We start from the raw sequence: 16,284 nt of genomic DNA on the forward strand, positions 1-16,284 counted from the left end.
GGCACAGCACAGATGGAGACGCTAATGAACATACGCGATGCCGCAAAGAACGGCATTTCCTCATTCTCGTGGGCCGCGGAAGGCTCGGAGGCGGGCTCGCTCTCGCTGCGCGACTGGCTCGCGCATCTCGCGAAGACGGGACGCCTCGCGACCATCGACAAGCCGGTTGCGCTCGAACACGAACTCGCCGCTATCGCCAAACGCCTCGACGGCACGCAAGCGGCGTTTTTCACGCGCCCCGGCGGCCATGCGGTTCCGGTCGTGAGCGGATTCATGTCGAAGCGGGCGTGGATTGCCGAAGCAATGGGCGTCGACGAAGCCGCTTTGCTCGCACGTTTTTCCGCCGCTGCCGCCGAGCCGCTCGCGTCGAAAGTCATTGCGCGTGAGGACGCGCCGTGCCAGCAAGTGGCGCATACGAGCGGAATCGATCTGCACGCGCTTCTGCCTATTCCCACGCATAGCGAGCATGACAACGGCCCGTACATCACCGCGGGTCTCGTGATTGCGCGCAATCCGCGCACCGGCGTGCAGAACGTGTCGATCAACCGCATTCAGGTGCATGGCCGCGATCGCATGGCGATACTGCTGCTGCCGCGCCATCTCTACGCGTTCCAGCGCGCCGCCGAGGAAGCGGGCGATGCGCTCGACGTGGCCGTCACCATTGGCGTCGATCCGCTGACGATGCTCGCTTCGCAAGCGATCACGCCCATCGATAACGACGAACTCGAAATCGCTGGCGCGCTCCACGGCGCGCCGCTGCCGGTCGCGCAATGCGTGACGAGCGGTGTGCATGTGCCCGCGTTCGCGGAGATCGTCATAGAAGGACGCATTCTGCCGAACGTGCGCGAGCCGGAAGGCCCATTCGGCGAGTTCCCAAAGTACTACAGCGCGAAGGAAGCGCGCGAAGTCATTGAAGTGACGGCGGTGACGCATCGGCGCGACCCGATTTTTCATACGATCGTGCCGGCCGAAATGGAGCATCTGCTGCTCGGCGCGATTCCGCGCGAAGCGACGCTCCTCGCGCACCTTCAGCGCAGCCATCCGGCGGTGAAGGACGTGCATCTGTCGGTAGGCGGTGTGTGCCGCTATCACCTGTGGGTGCAGTTCGACAAGAAACGCGAAGGCGAAGCGAAGAACGTGATTCTCTGCGCGTTCGGCGCGCATTACGACATCAAGCTGGTCGTCGTCGTGGATACGGACGTGAACGTGCACGATCCCGCAGAAATCGAATGGGCGATTGCGACGCGCTTTCAGGCCGACCGCGATCTCGTCGTCGTCGCGGGCGCGCAAGGCTCGCCGCTCGATCCCTCGACGACGGTCGGCCAGCCCGACGACGCCCCCGCGCATCTGCAAGGCATCAGCGCGAAGATGGGACTCGACGCGACGCGCCCGGTCGTCTATCCGGCGCATGTCTTCACACGCGTGCGCATCCCGGGTCAGGACACCGCGGATCTGACCGCGCTCGTCGCCGCCGACAACAGCGCGCTCGACGCCTACCTCGCGCGCGATCATGGCTGAGCGGAAGAAGCGCATCGTCGTGGGCATATCGGGCGCGAGCGGCGCGGTCATCGGCGTGCGGCTGCTCGCTGCGCTGCGGCGCCTCGGCACGCACGAGACGCATCTGATCGTGTCGGCGTCGGGTGCAGTGACGGCGGCGCAGGAGCTCGGCCTCACGCGCGGCGACGTCGACCAACTCGCGGACGTCGTGCATAACGTGCGCGATATCGGCGCGGCCGTGGCGAGCGGTTCGTTCCTCAGCGAAGGCATGGTGATTGCACCGTGTTCGATGAAAACGCTCGCGGGTGTCGCGAACGGCTTCGCGGACAATCTGCTGACCCGCGCCGCCGACGTGATGCTCAAGGAGCGCCGCCGCCTCGTGCTGGTCGCGCGCGAGACGCCGCTCAATCTCGCGCATCTGCGCAACATGACGCTCGCGACCGAAATGGGCGCCATCGTAATGCCGCCGGTGCCGGCGTTCTATGCGCATCCGAAGACCATCGACGATGTCGTCGATCACACGGTCGGGCGCATTCTGGATCTGCTCGGCATCGAGCACGGCGAGATTGCGCGCCGCTGGAGCGGTCTCGCCGATGAATTCGGCAGCCGCGGCGAAGATGACGGAGTGACGCCATGAATCAGCGCGAAACCGGATTTGCCGATATCAACGCGCGCGTGGCCGACAGCGATGCCGCGAAGCCGCAGCGCCACGTCGGCCAGCCGCTGCAGCGCTTCGAAGACCCCGCGATTCTCACGGGCCGCGGCCGCTACGGCGACGATATCGCCGTGAAGCCCGGCACGCTGCACGCAGCGATTCTGCGCTCGCCGCACGCGCATGCGGAACTCGTTTCCATCGATACCGAAGCCGCATCGAAGCTGCACGGCGTGGACGCCGTGCTCACGCGCGACGATCTGCGTGCGTGGTCGCGACCCTTCGTCGTCGGCGTGAAGTCGCCGATGGAGCAGTGGGCGCTCGCGATGGACCGCGTGCGCTACGTCGGCGAGCCGGTGGCGGTGGTGATGGCGGAATCCCGCGCGCTAGCGGAAGACGCGCTCGACCTCATCAAGGTCGACTACGCGATGCTCGATCCGGTCACGTCCATCGAACAATCGGTGCGGGGCGATGCGCCGGTGCTGCACGAGCGCGTCGGCAGCAACGTGATCAGCGACCGGCGTTTCCGCTATGGCGAACCGGAAGCCGCGTTCGAAAACGCGCCGCATCGCGTGAAGCTCGTCGCGCACTATCCGCGCAACACGTGCGCGCCGATCGAATGCGGCGTGGTCATCGCCGAGTATCTGTCGGGCGGCGAAGGCTATGACGTCACATCCAATTTCATGGGACCGTTTTCGCTGCACGCCGTCATGGCGATGGCGCTCAACGTTCCCGCGAACCGTCTGCGTCATAAGGCCCCGCGCGATTCAGGCGGCAGCTTCGGCGTCAAGCAGGCGGTGTTTCCGTATGTCGTGCTGATGTGCCTCGCCTCGCGCAAGGCCGGCGCGCCGGTGAAATGGGTCGAGGACCGGCTCGAACACCTGAGCGCCGCGACTTCCGCGACCGCGCGCCTTTCGACCATCGAAGCGGCCGTTGAAAGCGATGGCCGCATCGTCGCGCTTTCCTACGATCAACTGGAAGATATCGGCGGCTACGTGCGCGCGCCCGAACCCGCGACCTTCTACCGGATGCACGGCTGCCTGACGGGCGCATATGCCATTCCGAATCTCGTCGTGCGCAACCGCGTCGTGCTCACGAACAAGACGCCGACCGGCCTCGTGCGCGGCTTCGGCGGACCGCAGGTCTACTTCGCGCTGGAGCGGCTCATTCAGCGTATCGCCGTCGAACTGAGGCTCGATGTGCTCGATGTGTACCGCCGCAACTTCGTTCCCGCCGATGCCTTTCCGTATCGCGCGACGGCGGGCGCGCTGCTCGACTCCGGCAACTACCAGGAAGCGCTGCGCCGCTCGATGACCGAAGGCGGCTACGACGAACTCGTCGCGCGACGCGACGCGGCGCGCAAAGTTGGGCGTCTTTATGGCATCGGCTTCGCGGCGATCGTGGAGCCGTCGGTATCGAACATGGGATACATCACGACTGTGATGCCGCCCGACGCCCGCAAGAAAGCCGGGCCGAAGAACGGCGCGATCGCCAGCGCGACGGTGAGTGTCGATCTGCTCGGCGGCGTGGTCGTCACCATCGCGTCGACGCCAGCGGGCCAGGGCCACATGACGGTGTGCGCGCAAGTCGTCGCGGATGTGCTCGGGCTCGACCCGAAGGACATCGTCGTGAACGTCGAATTCGATACGCACAAGGACGCGTGGTCCGTCGCGGCGGGCAATTATTCGAGCCGATTCGCGGGCGCGGTGGCCGGCACGGTGCATCTGGCCGCGACCCGCGTGCGCGAAAAGCTCGCGCGCATTCTCGCGAAGCAGTTCGGCTGCGCGCCCGGCGACGTGCGCTTCGAAGGCGCGCGCGTCTTTCCGAACGGTGCCGAAGAGCGCGCGTTGCCGTTCGCGCGCGCCGCAAGCAATGCGCCGCACTGGGCGCCCGCGCTGTTACCGGAAGGCGAGGAGCCGGGTCTGCGCGAGAGCGTCTTCTGGTCGCCGCCGCACATGGACGCGCCCGACGAGCAGGATCGCATCAACACGTCGGCGGCGTATGGCTTCGCGTTCGACATGTGCGGCGTGGAAGTAGACCGCGTGACGGGGCGCGTGCGCATCGACCGTTATGTGACGACGCACGACGCCGGCACGCTACTCAATCCCGCACTCGCCGATGGCCAGATTCGCGGCGCGTTCGCGCAAGGCGTCGGCGCGGCGCTGATGGAAGAGTTCCGCTACGGCGCGGACGGCAGTTTCCAGTCCGGCACGCTCGCCGACTATCTGATGCCGACGACCTGCGAAGTGCCCGACCCGGTGATCGTACATCTGGAGACGCCGTCGCCCTTCACGCCGCTCGGCGCGAAGGGGCTCGGCGAAGGCAACAACATGAGCACGCCGCCGTGCATCGCGAATGCGGTGGCCGATGCCCTCGGCGTCGACGATATCCGCCTGCCGCTCACGCCGCCCAAAGTGATGGCGCTGATCGGCATCGACGATCCCGAACCGTCGCGGCCCGAACTGCGCGAAGCACCGGCTGCGAAGCCCGCGACGCCGGGCGGCAAGGCGTTGACGGCGCGCGGCACGGTCGATTTGCCCGCGACGCCCGAAGCCGTGTTCGGCGTGCTGCTCGACCCGAAGGCGCTCGCGAAGGTTATTCCCGGCTGCCATGCGCTCGACGAGACCGCGCCGAATCAGTATCGCGCGGACGTGACGGTGGGCGTCGGCATGATCAAGGCGCGCTTCGAGGCGCGCATCGGCTTGTCGGAGATCGACGCGCCGCACCGGCTGCGGCTCGCGGGCGCGGGCATCTCGCCGCTCGGCAGCGCGCGCGGCAACGGTCTCGTCGAACTGACGCCGCAGGGAACCGGCACGCGCCTCACTTATGACTATGAAGCGCAGGTGTCGGGCAAGGTGGCGGCGGTCGGCGCACGCATGCTCGAAGGCGCGGCGAAGGTCGTGCTCAAGCAATTGTTCGAATCGCTCGGACGGCAGGCGGCGGGCCAGCCCGTCGAGCAGCGCAAGTCGTGGATTGCGCGGATTTTGAGCTGTTTCAGGAGGCACGCATGAAGCCCGCGCCGTTCGATTATCTGCGCGCCATGACGACGCAAGACGCGCTCGACGCCCTCGCGCAAACCGGCGACGACGCGCGCGTGCTGGCGGGCGGTCAATCGCTGATCGCCGTGCTCAACATGCGGCTCGCGCAGCCGCGCGTGTTGGTCGATATCTCGCGCACCGCCGAACTCGACGCCGTGCGCGTGGATGACAAAGCAGGCCATCTCGTCGTGAGCGCGGCGGCGACGCAAGGCAGCGTCGAATGGCGTCCCACGCTGCGCGACGAAGTGCCGATGCTCGCGATGGCGTTCCCGCATATCTCGCATTTTCAGATTCGCAATCGCGGGACGGTGTGCGGCTCCGTCGCGCATGCGGACCCGAGCGCAGAACTGCCGCTCGTGCTGGCCGCGCTCGGCGGCGACGTGATGCTGCGCTCGAAAAAGAAGCGCCGCACGCTCGCCGCGCAGGACTTTTTTCAGGGAATGCTGATGACCGCGCGCGAGCCAAACGAACTCGTGGAAGCCGTGCGCTTTCCGCTCAGGAAGCCCGGCGAACGCTATGCGTTCACCGAGTTCTCGGCGCGGCACGGCGATTTCGCGATCGTCGCGTGCGCGGCGGTGGTGACGGACGATTCGATCCGTATCGCGGTCGGCGGCGTCGCGGACCGGCCGGTGGCGGAAAGCTGGCCGCGTCTGACAGGCGACGACCTGCGCGGCGCATTGAACGACCTGAGCTGGAAACTGAACGCGCAGGACGACGCGTACATCAGCGCGAAATATCGACGCAATCTCGTCCGGCAACTGGGATGGCGCGTGATCGAGGAGGCTACGTGAGCAGCAACACATCGGACAACATCATGCGGCAAGGGGAGCAGCGGCGCATCACGCTGACGCTCAATGGCCGCGAACGCAGCGGCCATTGCGAGCCGCGCGAACTGCTGTCGGATTTCATCCGCCACGAACTGGGCGCGACCGGCACGCATGTCGGCTGCGAGCATGGCGTGTGCGGCGCATGCACGGTGCACGTGGATGGCGTCGCGGCGCGCTCGTGCCTGATGCTCGCGGTGCAGGCCGATGCGCGGCGCATCGACACAGTCGAAGGTCTTGCGCCCGACCAGACGCTCGGCGATTTGCAGCAGGCGTTCCAGCGCCATCACGCGCTGCAATGTGGCTTCTGCACGGCGGGCATTCTGATGTCATGTGCGGACTATCTGCAGCGGGTGCCGAATCCGACCGAGGATCAGGTGCGCGACATGCTCTCGGGCCATATCTGCCGCTGTACCGGCTATACGCCGATCGTCGCGGCCGTGCTCGATGTGGCAGCGCGTCGTCAGGTCGAGGCGCGCGGCGAGAAGGAGGCCGAACATGCTTGATCTCGGCCGCACGTTTCTGCAAAGCGTCGAGCGCAGCCCGAACGCGCTCGCGCTCGTCGATGGCGACATGCAACTGACCTATGCGCAGTGGCATCGCATGATTCTGAATGTCGCCGATGCCCTGCGCGAACTCGGGCTGCAACGCGGCGACCGGTTGCTCGTCGTGCTGCAAAACCGCTGGGAAATGGCGACGCTGCACTGGGCGGGGCAATTCTCGGGCATCGTGATCGTGCCGCTCAACTGGCGCGCGAAGCCGGAGGAAGTCGAGTACTGCGTGACGGATGCGGGCGTGAAGGCGATCGTCTACGAACCCGTTTGCGCCGATGCCGTCGTGGAAAGCGCCGCCGCGCAGCACGTGCCGCGCATCGGTCTGGACGACGCCCCCGGCCGCACGATGGCCTTCGACGCGCTGCTCGCGGAACGCACGCGCACCGGCGAAACGACGCACGCCACCGCCGACGATATCTCGCTGATCCTCTACACCTCCGGCACGACCGGCAGGCCGAAGGGTGTCCCGCGCCGTCATCGGCATGAACGCGCCGGCGCGCTCGCGCACGTCGCGCAGAACCTGTACCGGCGCGGCGAACGCACGCTCGGCGTGATGCCGCTTTATCACACGATGGGCGTGCGCTCGCTGCTTTCGATGGCGCTCGTCGATGGCGTCTTCGTCTGCGTGCGTCGCTGGAACGCGAAGCTCGCGCTCGAATCCATCGCGAAGTACGCGCTCACGTGCCTCTATCTCGTGCCGACGCTTTATCACGATCTGCTCGCGGACAGCGCGTTCGCCAGCACCGATACGTCGTCGGTCAGAAAGCTAGGCTTCGCGGGTGCGCCGATGAACGATGGTTTGCTCAAGCGCCTGTCGGCTGCGTTCGAGCCGGAGATCTTCGTCAATCACTACGGTTCGTCCGAGGTCTACACGGTCAGCATCGATCAGGACGCGACGCGCAAGCCGGGAAGCGCCGGGCGCGCGGGCGTGAACACGCGGCTGCGCGTCGTGAAGCTCGACGCCGTGTCGCCCGATGAGATCGCACAGGCCGGCGAGGAAGGCCAGATCATCGCGGACCTGCTCGGCGACGAAGCATTCGAAGGCTACTGGAACCGCCCGGACGCGAACGCGAAGTCGCTGCGCGAGGGCTGGTATTTCACCGGCGACACCGGCTATTTCGACCGCGACGGCGATTTGTACGTGACCGGCCGCGTCGACGACATGATCATCAGCGGCGGCGAAAACATCTCGCCGGTGGATATCGAATCGGTGCTCTCGCTGCATCCGGCCGTCGATGAAGTCGCGGTCGCGGGCGTCAAGGACGAGCGCTGGGGCCAGCGCGTGGTCGCGTTCATCAAGCGCCGCGAATACGTCGATGCCGAGGCGCTCGACGCCTGGTGCCGCCAGTCCGACCTCGTCAACTTCAAGCGCCCGCGCGACTACGTGTTCGTCGACGATATTCCGAAGTCGCCGGTCGGCAAGATTCTGCGCCGCAAGCTCTCGGCGGGCGAATACGCATCCGACGGCAACGTTCAACCCACACAGACCACAAAGGAGTAACCCGATATGAGCGATTTGAACCATCGCGGCCAGACGCTGCTGCAAGGACTCGACGGCTTCTCGGTCGAGATCGACGCCGAACGCGAGCGCGCCGACATCATCCTGCATCGGCCGCCGTTGAATGTCATTTCGATGCGCGCGCGCGACCAGTTGCGCCTCGTCTTCGAGGCGCTGGACGACGACGAGCGCGTGCGCGTGATCGTCGTGCGCGCGACGGGCGAGCACTTTTCGAGCGGCGGTGACATCAAGGGCTTTCTGGAAGCGTCGCCGGAGCACGTGTCGAAGCTCGCGTGGAATATCGCGGCGCCCGCCCGTTGCTCGAAGCCGGTGATCGCGGCCAATCGCGGCTTCTGCTTCGGCGTGGGGTTCGAGCTGTCGCTGGCTTGCGATTTCCGCATCGTCACCGAAACGACCTTCTATGCGCTGCCGGAGCAAAAGCTCGGGCAGATTCCCGGCTCGGGCGGCTCGGCTCGTCTTCAGGCGATGGTCGGCATCGGCCGGACGAAGGACATCGTGATGCGCTCGCGCCGCATTCCGGGGAAGCAGGCTTACGAGTGGGGCATTGCGGTGGACTGCGTGGCCGACACGGAACTGGAAACCGCCACCGATGCGCTCGTCGACGAACTGCGCGCGTTCTCACCGCTCGCTCAGCGCACCGCGAAGAAGCTGCTGAACGATTCGGAAGATGCGCCGCTTTCCATTGCTATTGAACTTGAAGGGCATTGCTATAGCCGGCTGCGCACATCGGACGATTTCCGCGAGGGCGTCGAGGCGTTCCATGGCAAGCGCAAGCCGGTGTTTCGCGGAAGTTGATAAGCAGCGTCACAGAAGAACAGGAGACAGAGGATGGAACGCTTCGATTACGTAATCGTGGGCGGCGGCTCTGCGGGATGCGTGTTGGCGCATCGGCTGTCGGCCGTGCCGTCGCTGCGCGTCGCGCTGATCGAAGCAGGCGCCGATACGCCGCCGGGCGCGGTGCCCGCCGCCATCCTCGACAGCTATCCGATGCCCGTCTTCTGTGGCGAGACCTACATCTGGCCGGACCTGAAGGCGAAAGCCACCAGGGACGCCGCGCCGCGCGTCTACGAGCAGGGCCGCGTGATGGGCGGCGGGTCGAGCATCAACGTGCAATCGGCCAATCGTGGCCTGCCGCGCGACTACGACGAGTGGGCTGCGAACGGCGCCGATGGCTGGGCGTGGCGTGACGTGCTGCCGTACTTTCGCAAGCTGGAACGCGACGTCAACTTTCCGGGCGGCGAACTGCACGGCAGCGACGGCCCCGTGCCGATTCGCCGCATCATGCCGAAAGACTGGCCGCCGTTCTGCGATGCGTTCGCCAAGGGCTTGCGCGCGAATGGCGTCGCGCAATTGCAGGATCAGAACGGCGAATTTGGCGACGGCTTTTTCCCCGGCGCGTTCTCGAACATCGACGACAAGCGCGTGTCCACGGCCATCGCCTATCTCGACGAAGCCACGCGCAAGCGCCCGAATCTCACGGTGTATTCGAACCTTCGCGTCGAGCACATCGTGATGGAAGGCGCGGCGGCGCGCGGCGTGATCGCGCTGGCGCAAAGCGGCGAGCGCGTGCGTTTCGAGGCGGGCGAAGTCGTGCTGAGCGCGGGCGCTCTGCAGTCGCCTGCGCTGCTGATGCGCGCGGGTATCGGCGATGCCCGCGAACTCGCGGCGCTCGGCATCGCGTGTGCGGTGGATCGGCCGGGCGTCGGGCGCAATCTGCAGGATCATCCGTCGCTCACGTTCTGTCATTTTCTCGAACCGCGCTTTCGCATGCCGCTCGCGCGACGCCGCGCCAGTATGATGGCCGCGCGCATGAGCTCCGGCGTCGCGGGCTGCGACGAGTCGGACCTGTATCTGTCGAGTGCGACACGCGCGGCATGGCACGAGCTGGGCAACCGGCTGGGCCTTTTCTTCCTGTGGTGCAACCGGCCGTACTCGCGCGGCCGCGTGCAGCTCGTATCCGCCGATACCGCCGCTGCGCGTGTCGACCTGAATCTGCTCGACGACGAACGCGATCTGCAACGGCTCGCTACCGGCGTGCGGATGCTCGCGAGCGTGGTCGAGGCGTCGGGGCTCGGACGCGATCCGCGCGACTTCTTTCCAGCGGCGTTTTCTCCGCGCGTCAAGGCGTTGAGCCAGGTCGGCGAGCGCAACGCGCTTTTGACTTCGATGCTCGGCACGCTGCTCGATACGCCCGCGCCGCTGCGTCGTTTTCTGATCGAACGCTTCTTCACGCGCGGGCTGGACATGGCCGCGCTCCTGGCCGACGACCGCGCGCTTGCCGACTTCATCCGCGCGAACGTGTTCGGCGTGTGGCATGCGAGCGGCACATGCCGCATGGGCGGCGCGCAGGATCGCGACGCCGTCACGGATACCGAAGGGCGCGTGCACGGCGCGCAGGGACTGCGCGTGGTCGATGCATCGCTGATGCCGAGACTGCCTTCGGCCAACACCAACATACCGACCATCATGATCGCCGAGAAGATCGCCCACGCGATGGTCGCGCAGCGACGCGCGAGCTTGGCATCGGGCGCATCCAGCGACTCCGCTGCGCCGCCGCTCGCCGCCGCGCACTGACGATTTTTTAACCTCGACAAGAGCACGCCAAAAGACCAACGTGCCTGCGACACGGGGGCGATCGAAAGACGGCCCAGTGACATACAAGGAGATGCAAATGTCCGTAGCAGCGCAAGAAGGTGCCGCCGCGCTTCACGTCAATCAGCGCCAGGTCATGGGCGCAGTCGTGGCCTCGTGCATGGGTTGGGCGCTCGATCTGTTCGACCTGTTCGTGTTGTTGTACGTGGCGCCGGTGGTCGGGCGTCTGTTCTTCCCATCCGAGCACGCGATGCTCTCGCTCGCGGCGGTCTATGCGTCGTTCGCGGTGACGCTGCTGATGCGCCCGCTCGGTTCCGCGCTTTTCGGCTCCTACGCGGACCGTCATGGCCGCAAGGGGGCGATGATCGTCGCGGTCGTTGGCGTTGGCCTCTCGACGGCGGCCTTCGGCATGCTGCCGACGGTCGCGCAGGTGGGCCTCGTCGCGCCGGTCCTGTTTATGCTGCTGCGCCTCGTGCAGGGCGTGTTTGTCGGCGGCGTGGTGGCTTCGACGCATACCATCGGCACGGAATCCGTCGCGCCGAAGTATCGCGGCGCGGTTTCGGGGCTGATCGGCGGCGGTGGCGCGGGCCTTGGCGCACTGCTCGCGTCGCTCACGTATCTCGCGATGTCGTCGCTTTTTTCCCGGCGATCTCTTCGACGTCTGGGGCTGGCGCTGCATGTTCTTTACCGGCATCCTGAGTTCTCTGCTCGGCCTCTTCGTATTCAATAGCCTGGAAGAATCGCCGCTCTGGAAGAAGCTCGCCGCCGAGAAGGCCGCCAAGGCCGCCGCGCAGGTCAAGAGCGGGCAGGTGGAAGTGGTGCGCTCGCCGGTTCGCACGCTGTTCTCGCGGGACTATCGCAAGGTGCTGTTCGTGAACCTGCTGCTGACCATCGGTGGCGGCAGCGGCTATTACCTCACGTCGGGCTATCTGCCGACCTTCCTCAAGGTCGTGAGCCACGTGCCGAACGGCGCGGCCGCCGCGATCCTGATGATCTGCAGCGTGGCGGTGGTCGTCGCCTCCGTTGCGGCGGGGCATCTGAGCACGTTCATCGGGCGCAAGAGCGCGTTCGTGTGGCTCGGCCTCATCCGGCTGGTCGCGCTGCCTGCGCTCTTCGTGCTGCTGCCGAGCGCGCAGAACATCACGATGATCGGCGTGTACGCGGTGCTGCTCTCCGCGCTCGGCAGCGCGGGCTATGCGCCGATCCTGATCTTCCTGAACGAGCGCTTTCCGACTGCGATCCGCGCGACCGGGACGGGTCTTTCATGGAACATCGGCTTCGCGATCGGCGGGATGATGCCGACCTTCGTCTCGCTCGTCGCGAAGGATGCGAGCCAGTTGCCGTCGACGCTCGCGATCTTCGTCGGCGCGATCAGCGTGATCTTCCTGATCGGCGCGTTCGTCGTGCCCGAGACGCTCGGCAAGCTCGAAAACGGAGCGGCGCGCAATCCGTCCTGAAGCATGCAAGCATCGGCGGGCGCGCCGAAGAGCGCGCCCGCGCATCGTCCGATAGAAAGAGGAGACGCTCATCATGAAGTATGACGACGACATTCGCGCGCGATCCTACAAGTTTCGCGACGAATATGTGCAGGCGACGCCGTGGTGGTATCGCGGAGAGATGCATCTCGGCTTCACGCTCATTTTCACGACGGCGGTGATCGTCTATTGCGCCGCGCAGCTTCATGCGCCGACGTTCGCGGAATGGCTCGCGGTCGTGCCGCTCTTTCTGTTCGGCAACTGGGCGGAATGGGCCGCGCACCGCTATGTGCTGCATGGCCGCGTACTATCTGATGTACGAAGGGCTGCGCACGCTTTCGCATGTGACGGACAGCCCGTTTCTCGACCGCGTGCCGCTCATCAACACAGTCCGGCGCCTGCACGTCACGCATCACGATCCCGAACTTATGGCGACGCAGAACTTCAACCTCACGTTCCCGATCTGCGACACGCTGTTCGGCACGCGCAGCGATGCGTCGTGCAGCGCGCGTGAACCGATGAGCCCGAGCGGCGGTTGAGTTTTCACTAAGCCCGCGCGCCAGTGGTCACGCGCCGGATCTCCTCGGTGATGATCGCAATGAGCGCCTGCGCCGCCGGCCCGATCGGGCGCTTCGGGTGCGTGACCTGAATGATGTGACGCACGATCGGCGGCGAGTCGATCGTGCGCGCCCGCAGCAGGCCTTCGTCCACCTTCGCCTGCACCACGACGCGCGGCAGGATCGTCGCGATGCTGCTCTGCTCGACGAACTGCACGATGGTGCTGAGCAGATCGATCTCGAACTTCGGCTGAATGACGACGTCGGCGGCCATCAAGGCGGCGTCGAGCGCGCCGCGCAGTCCGTTGCGGCGCGTGGGGAGCACAAATTCGATACCGGACTGCGTGACCAGATGCATCGTCTCCGGCAGATCCGGCCCGTGCGCCGCGCTCGTCACCAGCACCATTTCTTCCACCAGCAGCGGCTCCACGTCGAGCGTGAGCCGCCCGCGCGGCTTGTTGATGATCGCGGCATCGAGTCGGCCCGCTTCGACGGCGTCGATGAGTTGCGCGCTGAAGCCGTCCGCGACGGACACTTCGACTTGCGGAAAAAGGGCGTCGAACCGTGCGAGCGATTCGGGCAGCACGCTTTGCGCCTCCGACGACACCATCCCGAGCGACACGCGTCCCGTCACGATGACATCGCGCCGGCTCAGATGCTCGCGGGCATGTTCGATGTCGCGCATGATCGGCGTGTAGAGGCGGTACATGAGCCGCGCCGCTTCGGTCGGAGCCATGCCATGCGGGCCGCGCGCGAAAAGTGTCTGCCGCACTTCGGCTTCGAGCTTCGAAATCTGCATGCTGAGCGCGGGCTGCGCGATGTTCAGCCGCTTGGCCGCGCGGGTCACGGTGCCCTCCTCGAAGAGAGCGATGAAATACTGGATCTGCTTCAGTTCCATGGGGCGGCGGTCGAGCGGAAGGAATCGGCTGTCGGTTGAACGCAGATATCGTAACGCCGCGCGGGATTTGCGTCGCCCTTAAGACGTCGGGCCGCTCGCCGTTAACCCGTCGTAGGGAATCCCCATTTCGCGAAGTACCAGGCAAGCGAGAGCATGCATGTCGACCTTATTACCCTTTACTTCCTCTCCGTCGGGACGCTGCTATCTTGATAGCCTCGGATAGGGACGGACGCCGTGAGTATTCTTTGTCGAATCAAGATTGCCGTGACGGCCTGCTCGGTTGCCGCCGGATGCGTGTCGCAGCCCATAGGGCCGGCGGTAGCCGTGAAGCCGGGGCGCGACAAGCCATTCACCGTTTTTCTGCGGGACGATGCGCAGTGCAAACAGTATGCGAGGGAGCAGCTGGCGAGCGGTGTCGACACGCGCGCCGCGAGCGACGCCCACGTGCCGCGGGCACAACTGAACGTGCAGCAAAGATACGATCTCGCGTACCTGGAGTGCATGCACGCGAAGGGGAATGATGTGTCGGAGCGTGCGGAGCCAACGACGGAGCCTGAATAAGGGACCTTTCGCAGGACGACTACATACAGGTGCCGGACGGCGGCGCCGACAGCGCGGCAGGCGTAGGCACATAACGTATCGCCGCTCCCCGTGTGCTGTCTCATTCAACCGATAGAAGGCGCTGACACGCGCTTGCGTTTCTGAGGCAGTTACAGCTTGCTTTCCGGACATTCGCACCTCGGCAGCCGCGAATTTCCCCTGATTCCGAGTCACCCGTCTGACGGCGAGTGCCTTGCCTCAGACCAACCACCGCTTGATCGCCTCAACCATCGTCGACGTGGAAATTCCGTAGCGGTCATGGAGCGTAGGTAACGCACCGGCAGCAAGGAACGCATCCGGCAGTCCCACCTGCCGGAACGGACAGGACACGCCCGCGCGCATCAGTTCCGCCGCCACCGCTTCGCCGAGACCGCCAATTACCGTGTGATTCTCCGCTACCACCACGAGCCGACCCGAGCGCTTCGCTTCGCGGAGAATCGTCTCGGTGTCGAGCGGCTTGACGGTCGGTACGTGCAGCACGCCCACGTCGATCCGATCTTTTTCAAACGCCTTCGCCGCTTCAAGTGCGCGCATCGTCATGATGCCGGAGGAGATGATCAGCACGTCGGCGCCGTCGCGCAGCATCTTCGCTTTGCCGAGTTCGAAGGTGTAGTCGTATTCGTCGAGCACAGCAGGTACGTTGCCGCGTAGCAGGCGCGCGTACACCGGTCCTTTATGTGCGGAAATCGCCGGCACCATCTGTTCGATATCGAGCGCATCGCACGGGTCGATCACCGTCATGTTCGGCATCGCGCGCATCAACGCGATATCTTCAGCCGCCTGGTGGCTCGGACCATAGCCAGTAGTCAGACCCGGCAATGCGCAGACGATCTTGACGTCGAGGTTGTCCTCGGCGATGGCCTGATGCATGAAGTCATAGGCGCGGCGCGTAGCGAATACCGCATAGGTCGTGACGAACGGTTGCGCGCCCTCGTGCGCAAGGCCGGCCGCCGCGCCCATCAGCAATTGCTCCGCCATGCCCATCTGGTAGTAGCGCTCGGGAAACTCCCTGGCGAAAATGTGCAGGTCGGTGTACTTGCCGAGGTCGGCCGTCATGCCGACGACGTTCGTGTTCTGCCGTGCCAATTCCACCAGTGCGTGGCCGAAAGGCGCCGAACGCGTGATCTGTCCTTCGCCAGCGATCGAGGCGATCATGGCCGAGGTCTTCAGGCGCGGCTTGCTTGTCGTTGCGTTGCTCATGCTTGTCTCCCTGCTTCGAGTGCCTGCAGCGCCAATTGCCATTCGTGGGCATCGACGCGGATAAAGTGGTTCTTCTCGCGTTCTTCGAGAAACGGCACGCCGCAACCCATGCGTGTATCGGCGATGATCATGCGCGGTTGCGCAATGGGATGCGCGCGGGCCGCGTCGAACGCAGCGGCCACGGCGGCAATATCGTTGCCGTCGACGCGTTGCGTGAACCAGCCGAACGCCTCCAGTTTTTCGACAAGCGGCTCGAACGCCATGATCTGCGTGGACGGGCCGTCGGCCTGCTGGTTGTTCACGTCGACCACCGCGATCAGGTTGTCGAGCTTCCAGTGGCTTGCCGACATGATGCCTTCCCAGATCGCGCCTTCATCCAGTTCGCCGTCAGAGAACAGCGTGTACACGAACGAAGCAGAATGCTTGCGCTTGAGTCCGAGGCACCGTCCGACCGCGATGGTCAGGCCGTGGCCGAGCGAACCACCGGACATCTCCATGCCAGGCGTATAGCTGGCCATGCCGGACATCGGCAAGCGGCTATCGTCGCTGCCGTAGGTTTCTAGCTCTTCGGCCGGCAGAATGCCTGCTTCGAGCAGCGCCGCATACAGCGCGATTGCGTAATGTCCGTTGGACAACAGGAAGCGGTCGCGCTCTTCCCACTCAGGGTCTTCGGGGCGATAGCGCATCGCGCCAAAGTAAGCAACGGCCAGCACATCGGCGATGTCGAGCGCCTGCCCGATGTAGCCTTGTCCCTGGACTTCGCCCATCAACAGGGCGTTTCTGCGGATACGGTAAGCGTGCTCGGCAAGCGATGCCGTCGAGGCATTGGATGGACTGTTCATGTCGTCTCCTGTGATCAGTCGGAATGGGTGAAGGAG

Annotated in this window: 12 protein-coding genes and 1 pseudogene; 10 read left to right on the plus strand and 3 right to left on the minus strand. The window is 65.4% G+C overall.

All coding sequences use genetic code 11. The annotated features are described in order from the left end of the window. Nucleotides 1-24: 24 nt before the first annotated feature. The 10 genes and pseudogenes from OKW40_RS28470 (at nucleotide 25) to OKW40_RS28515 (ending at nucleotide 12,690) form a co-directional block, all read left to right on the plus strand. Nucleotides 25-1,518: a UbiD family decarboxylase gene (locus tag OKW40_RS28470; RefSeq protein ID WP_429492891.1), complete on the plus strand. Its 1,494-nt coding sequence runs from the start codon at nucleotides 25-27 to the stop codon at nucleotides 1,516-1,518. Next, nucleotides 1,511-2,134 carry a UbiX family flavin prenyltransferase gene (locus OKW40_RS28475; RefSeq protein WP_090807398.1) on the plus strand — a complete coding sequence of 208 codons (624 nt, stop codon included), beginning with the start codon at nucleotides 1,511-1,513 and terminating at the stop codon, nucleotides 2,132-2,134. The genes OKW40_RS28470 and OKW40_RS28475 overlap by 8 nt, the downstream gene beginning before the upstream one ends. Beyond that, nucleotides 2,131-5,160 carry a xanthine dehydrogenase family protein molybdopterin-binding subunit gene (locus OKW40_RS28480; RefSeq protein WP_429492892.1) on the plus strand — a complete coding sequence of 1,010 codons (3,030 nt, stop codon included), beginning with the start codon at nucleotides 2,131-2,133 and terminating at the stop codon, nucleotides 5,158-5,160. The genes OKW40_RS28475 and OKW40_RS28480 overlap by 4 nt, the downstream gene beginning before the upstream one ends. Continuing rightward, nucleotides 5,157-5,978: an FAD binding domain-containing protein gene (locus OKW40_RS28485; protein ID WP_429492894.1), complete on the plus strand. Its 822-nt coding sequence runs from the start codon at nucleotides 5,157-5,159 to the stop codon at nucleotides 5,976-5,978. Before OKW40_RS28480 ends, OKW40_RS28485 begins: the two co-directional genes overlap by 4 nt. Beyond that, nucleotides 5,951-6,517 carry a (2Fe-2S)-binding protein gene (locus tag OKW40_RS28490; RefSeq protein ID WP_090807404.1) on the plus strand — a complete coding sequence of 189 codons (567 nt, stop codon included), beginning with the start codon at nucleotides 5,951-5,953 and terminating at the stop codon, nucleotides 6,515-6,517. Before OKW40_RS28485 ends, OKW40_RS28490 begins: the two co-directional genes overlap by 28 nt. Beyond that, nucleotides 6,510-8,066, plus strand: a complete 1,557-nt coding sequence (locus OKW40_RS28495) for an AMP-binding protein (RefSeq protein ID WP_429492896.1) — start codon at nucleotides 6,510-6,512, stop codon at nucleotides 8,064-8,066. The genes OKW40_RS28490 and OKW40_RS28495 overlap by 8 nt, the downstream gene beginning before the upstream one ends. Before the next feature lie 6 nt (nucleotides 8,067-8,072). Then, entirely contained in the window at nucleotides 8,073-8,879 is an 807-nt protein-coding gene (locus OKW40_RS28500) for an enoyl-CoA hydratase/isomerase family protein (RefSeq protein ID WP_184063157.1), read from the plus strand. A gap of 33 nt (nucleotides 8,880-8,912) precedes the next feature. After that, entirely contained in the window at nucleotides 8,913-10,658 is a 1,746-nt protein-coding gene (locus OKW40_RS28505; protein WP_429492898.1) for a GMC family oxidoreductase, read from the plus strand. Between the two features lie 97 nt (nucleotides 10,659-10,755). After that, nucleotides 10,756-12,133 (plus strand): annotated as a pseudogene (locus OKW40_RS28510) (MFS transporter). Nucleotides 12,134-12,447: 314 nt separating this feature from the next. Then, complete coding sequence (locus OKW40_RS28515) at nucleotides 12,448-12,690, plus strand: hypothetical protein (RefSeq protein ID WP_429353021.1); 243 nt, start codon at nucleotides 12,448-12,450, stop codon at nucleotides 12,688-12,690. A 7-nt stretch (nucleotides 12,691-12,697) separates the two neighbouring features. Here OKW40_RS28515 and OKW40_RS28520 read toward each other — a convergent pair whose 3' ends face one another. From OKW40_RS28520 to OKW40_RS28530, 3 genes are all read right to left on the minus strand, one after another. Further along, entirely contained in the window at nucleotides 12,698-13,606 is a 909-nt protein-coding gene (locus OKW40_RS28520) for a LysR family transcriptional regulator (RefSeq protein WP_184063151.1), read from the minus strand. A gap of 798 nt (nucleotides 13,607-14,404) precedes the next feature. Beyond that, nucleotides 14,405-15,406 carry a transketolase family protein gene (locus tag OKW40_RS28525; RefSeq protein WP_090807419.1) on the minus strand — a complete coding sequence of 334 codons (1,002 nt, stop codon included), beginning with the start codon at nucleotides 15,404-15,406 and terminating at the stop codon, nucleotides 14,405-14,407. Next, nucleotides 15,403-16,248, minus strand: coding sequence for a transketolase (locus OKW40_RS28530; RefSeq protein ID WP_184063147.1), 846 nt, complete (start codon nucleotides 16,246-16,248; stop codon nucleotides 15,403-15,405). Before OKW40_RS28530 ends, OKW40_RS28525 begins: the two co-directional genes overlap by 4 nt. Nucleotides 16,249-16,284: the final 36 nt, after the last annotated feature.

The sequence above is a fragment of the Paraburkholderia sp. RAU6.4a genome (assembly GCF_050435625.1).
Lineage (GTDB): Bacteria > Pseudomonadota > Gammaproteobacteria > Burkholderiales > Burkholderiaceae > Paraburkholderia > Paraburkholderia tuberum.

Coding starts and splice junctions, on each gene's coding strand:
- OKW40_RS28490 (WP_090807404.1), top strand. CDS start 5,951: ATGGCGCGTGATCGAGGAGGCTACGTGAGCAGCAACACATCGGACAAC.
- OKW40_RS28495 (WP_429492896.1), top strand. CDS start 6,510: ATGCTTGATCTCGGCCGCACGTTTCTGCAAAGCGTCGAGCGCAGCCCG.
- OKW40_RS28500 (WP_184063157.1), top strand. CDS start 8,073: ATGAGCGATTTGAACCATCGCGGCCAGACGCTGCTGCAAGGACTCGAC.
- OKW40_RS28485 (WP_429492894.1), top strand. CDS start 5,157: ATGAAGCCCGCGCCGTTCGATTATCTGCGCGCCATGACGACGCAAGAC.
- OKW40_RS28525 (WP_090807419.1), bottom strand. CDS start 15,406: ATGAGCAACGCAACGACAAGCAAGCCGCGCCTGAAGACCTCGGCCATG.
- OKW40_RS28530 (WP_184063147.1), bottom strand. CDS start 16,248: ATGAACAGTCCATCCAATGCCTCGACGGCATCGCTTGCCGAGCACGCT.
- OKW40_RS28505 (WP_429492898.1), top strand. CDS start 8,913: ATGGAACGCTTCGATTACGTAATCGTGGGCGGCGGCTCTGCGGGATGC.
- OKW40_RS28520 (WP_184063151.1), bottom strand. CDS start 13,606: ATGGAACTGAAGCAGATCCAGTATTTCATCGCTCTCTTCGAGGAGGGC.
- OKW40_RS28470 (WP_429492891.1), top strand. CDS start 25: ATGAACATACGCGATGCCGCAAAGAACGGCATTTCCTCATTCTCGTGG.
- OKW40_RS28480 (WP_429492892.1), top strand. CDS start 2,131: ATGAATCAGCGCGAAACCGGATTTGCCGATATCAACGCGCGCGTGGCC.
- OKW40_RS28475 (WP_090807398.1), top strand. CDS start 1,511: ATGGCTGAGCGGAAGAAGCGCATCGTCGTGGGCATATCGGGCGCGAGC.
- OKW40_RS28515 (WP_429353021.1), top strand. CDS start 12,448: ATGGCCGCGTACTATCTGATGTACGAAGGGCTGCGCACGCTTTCGCAT.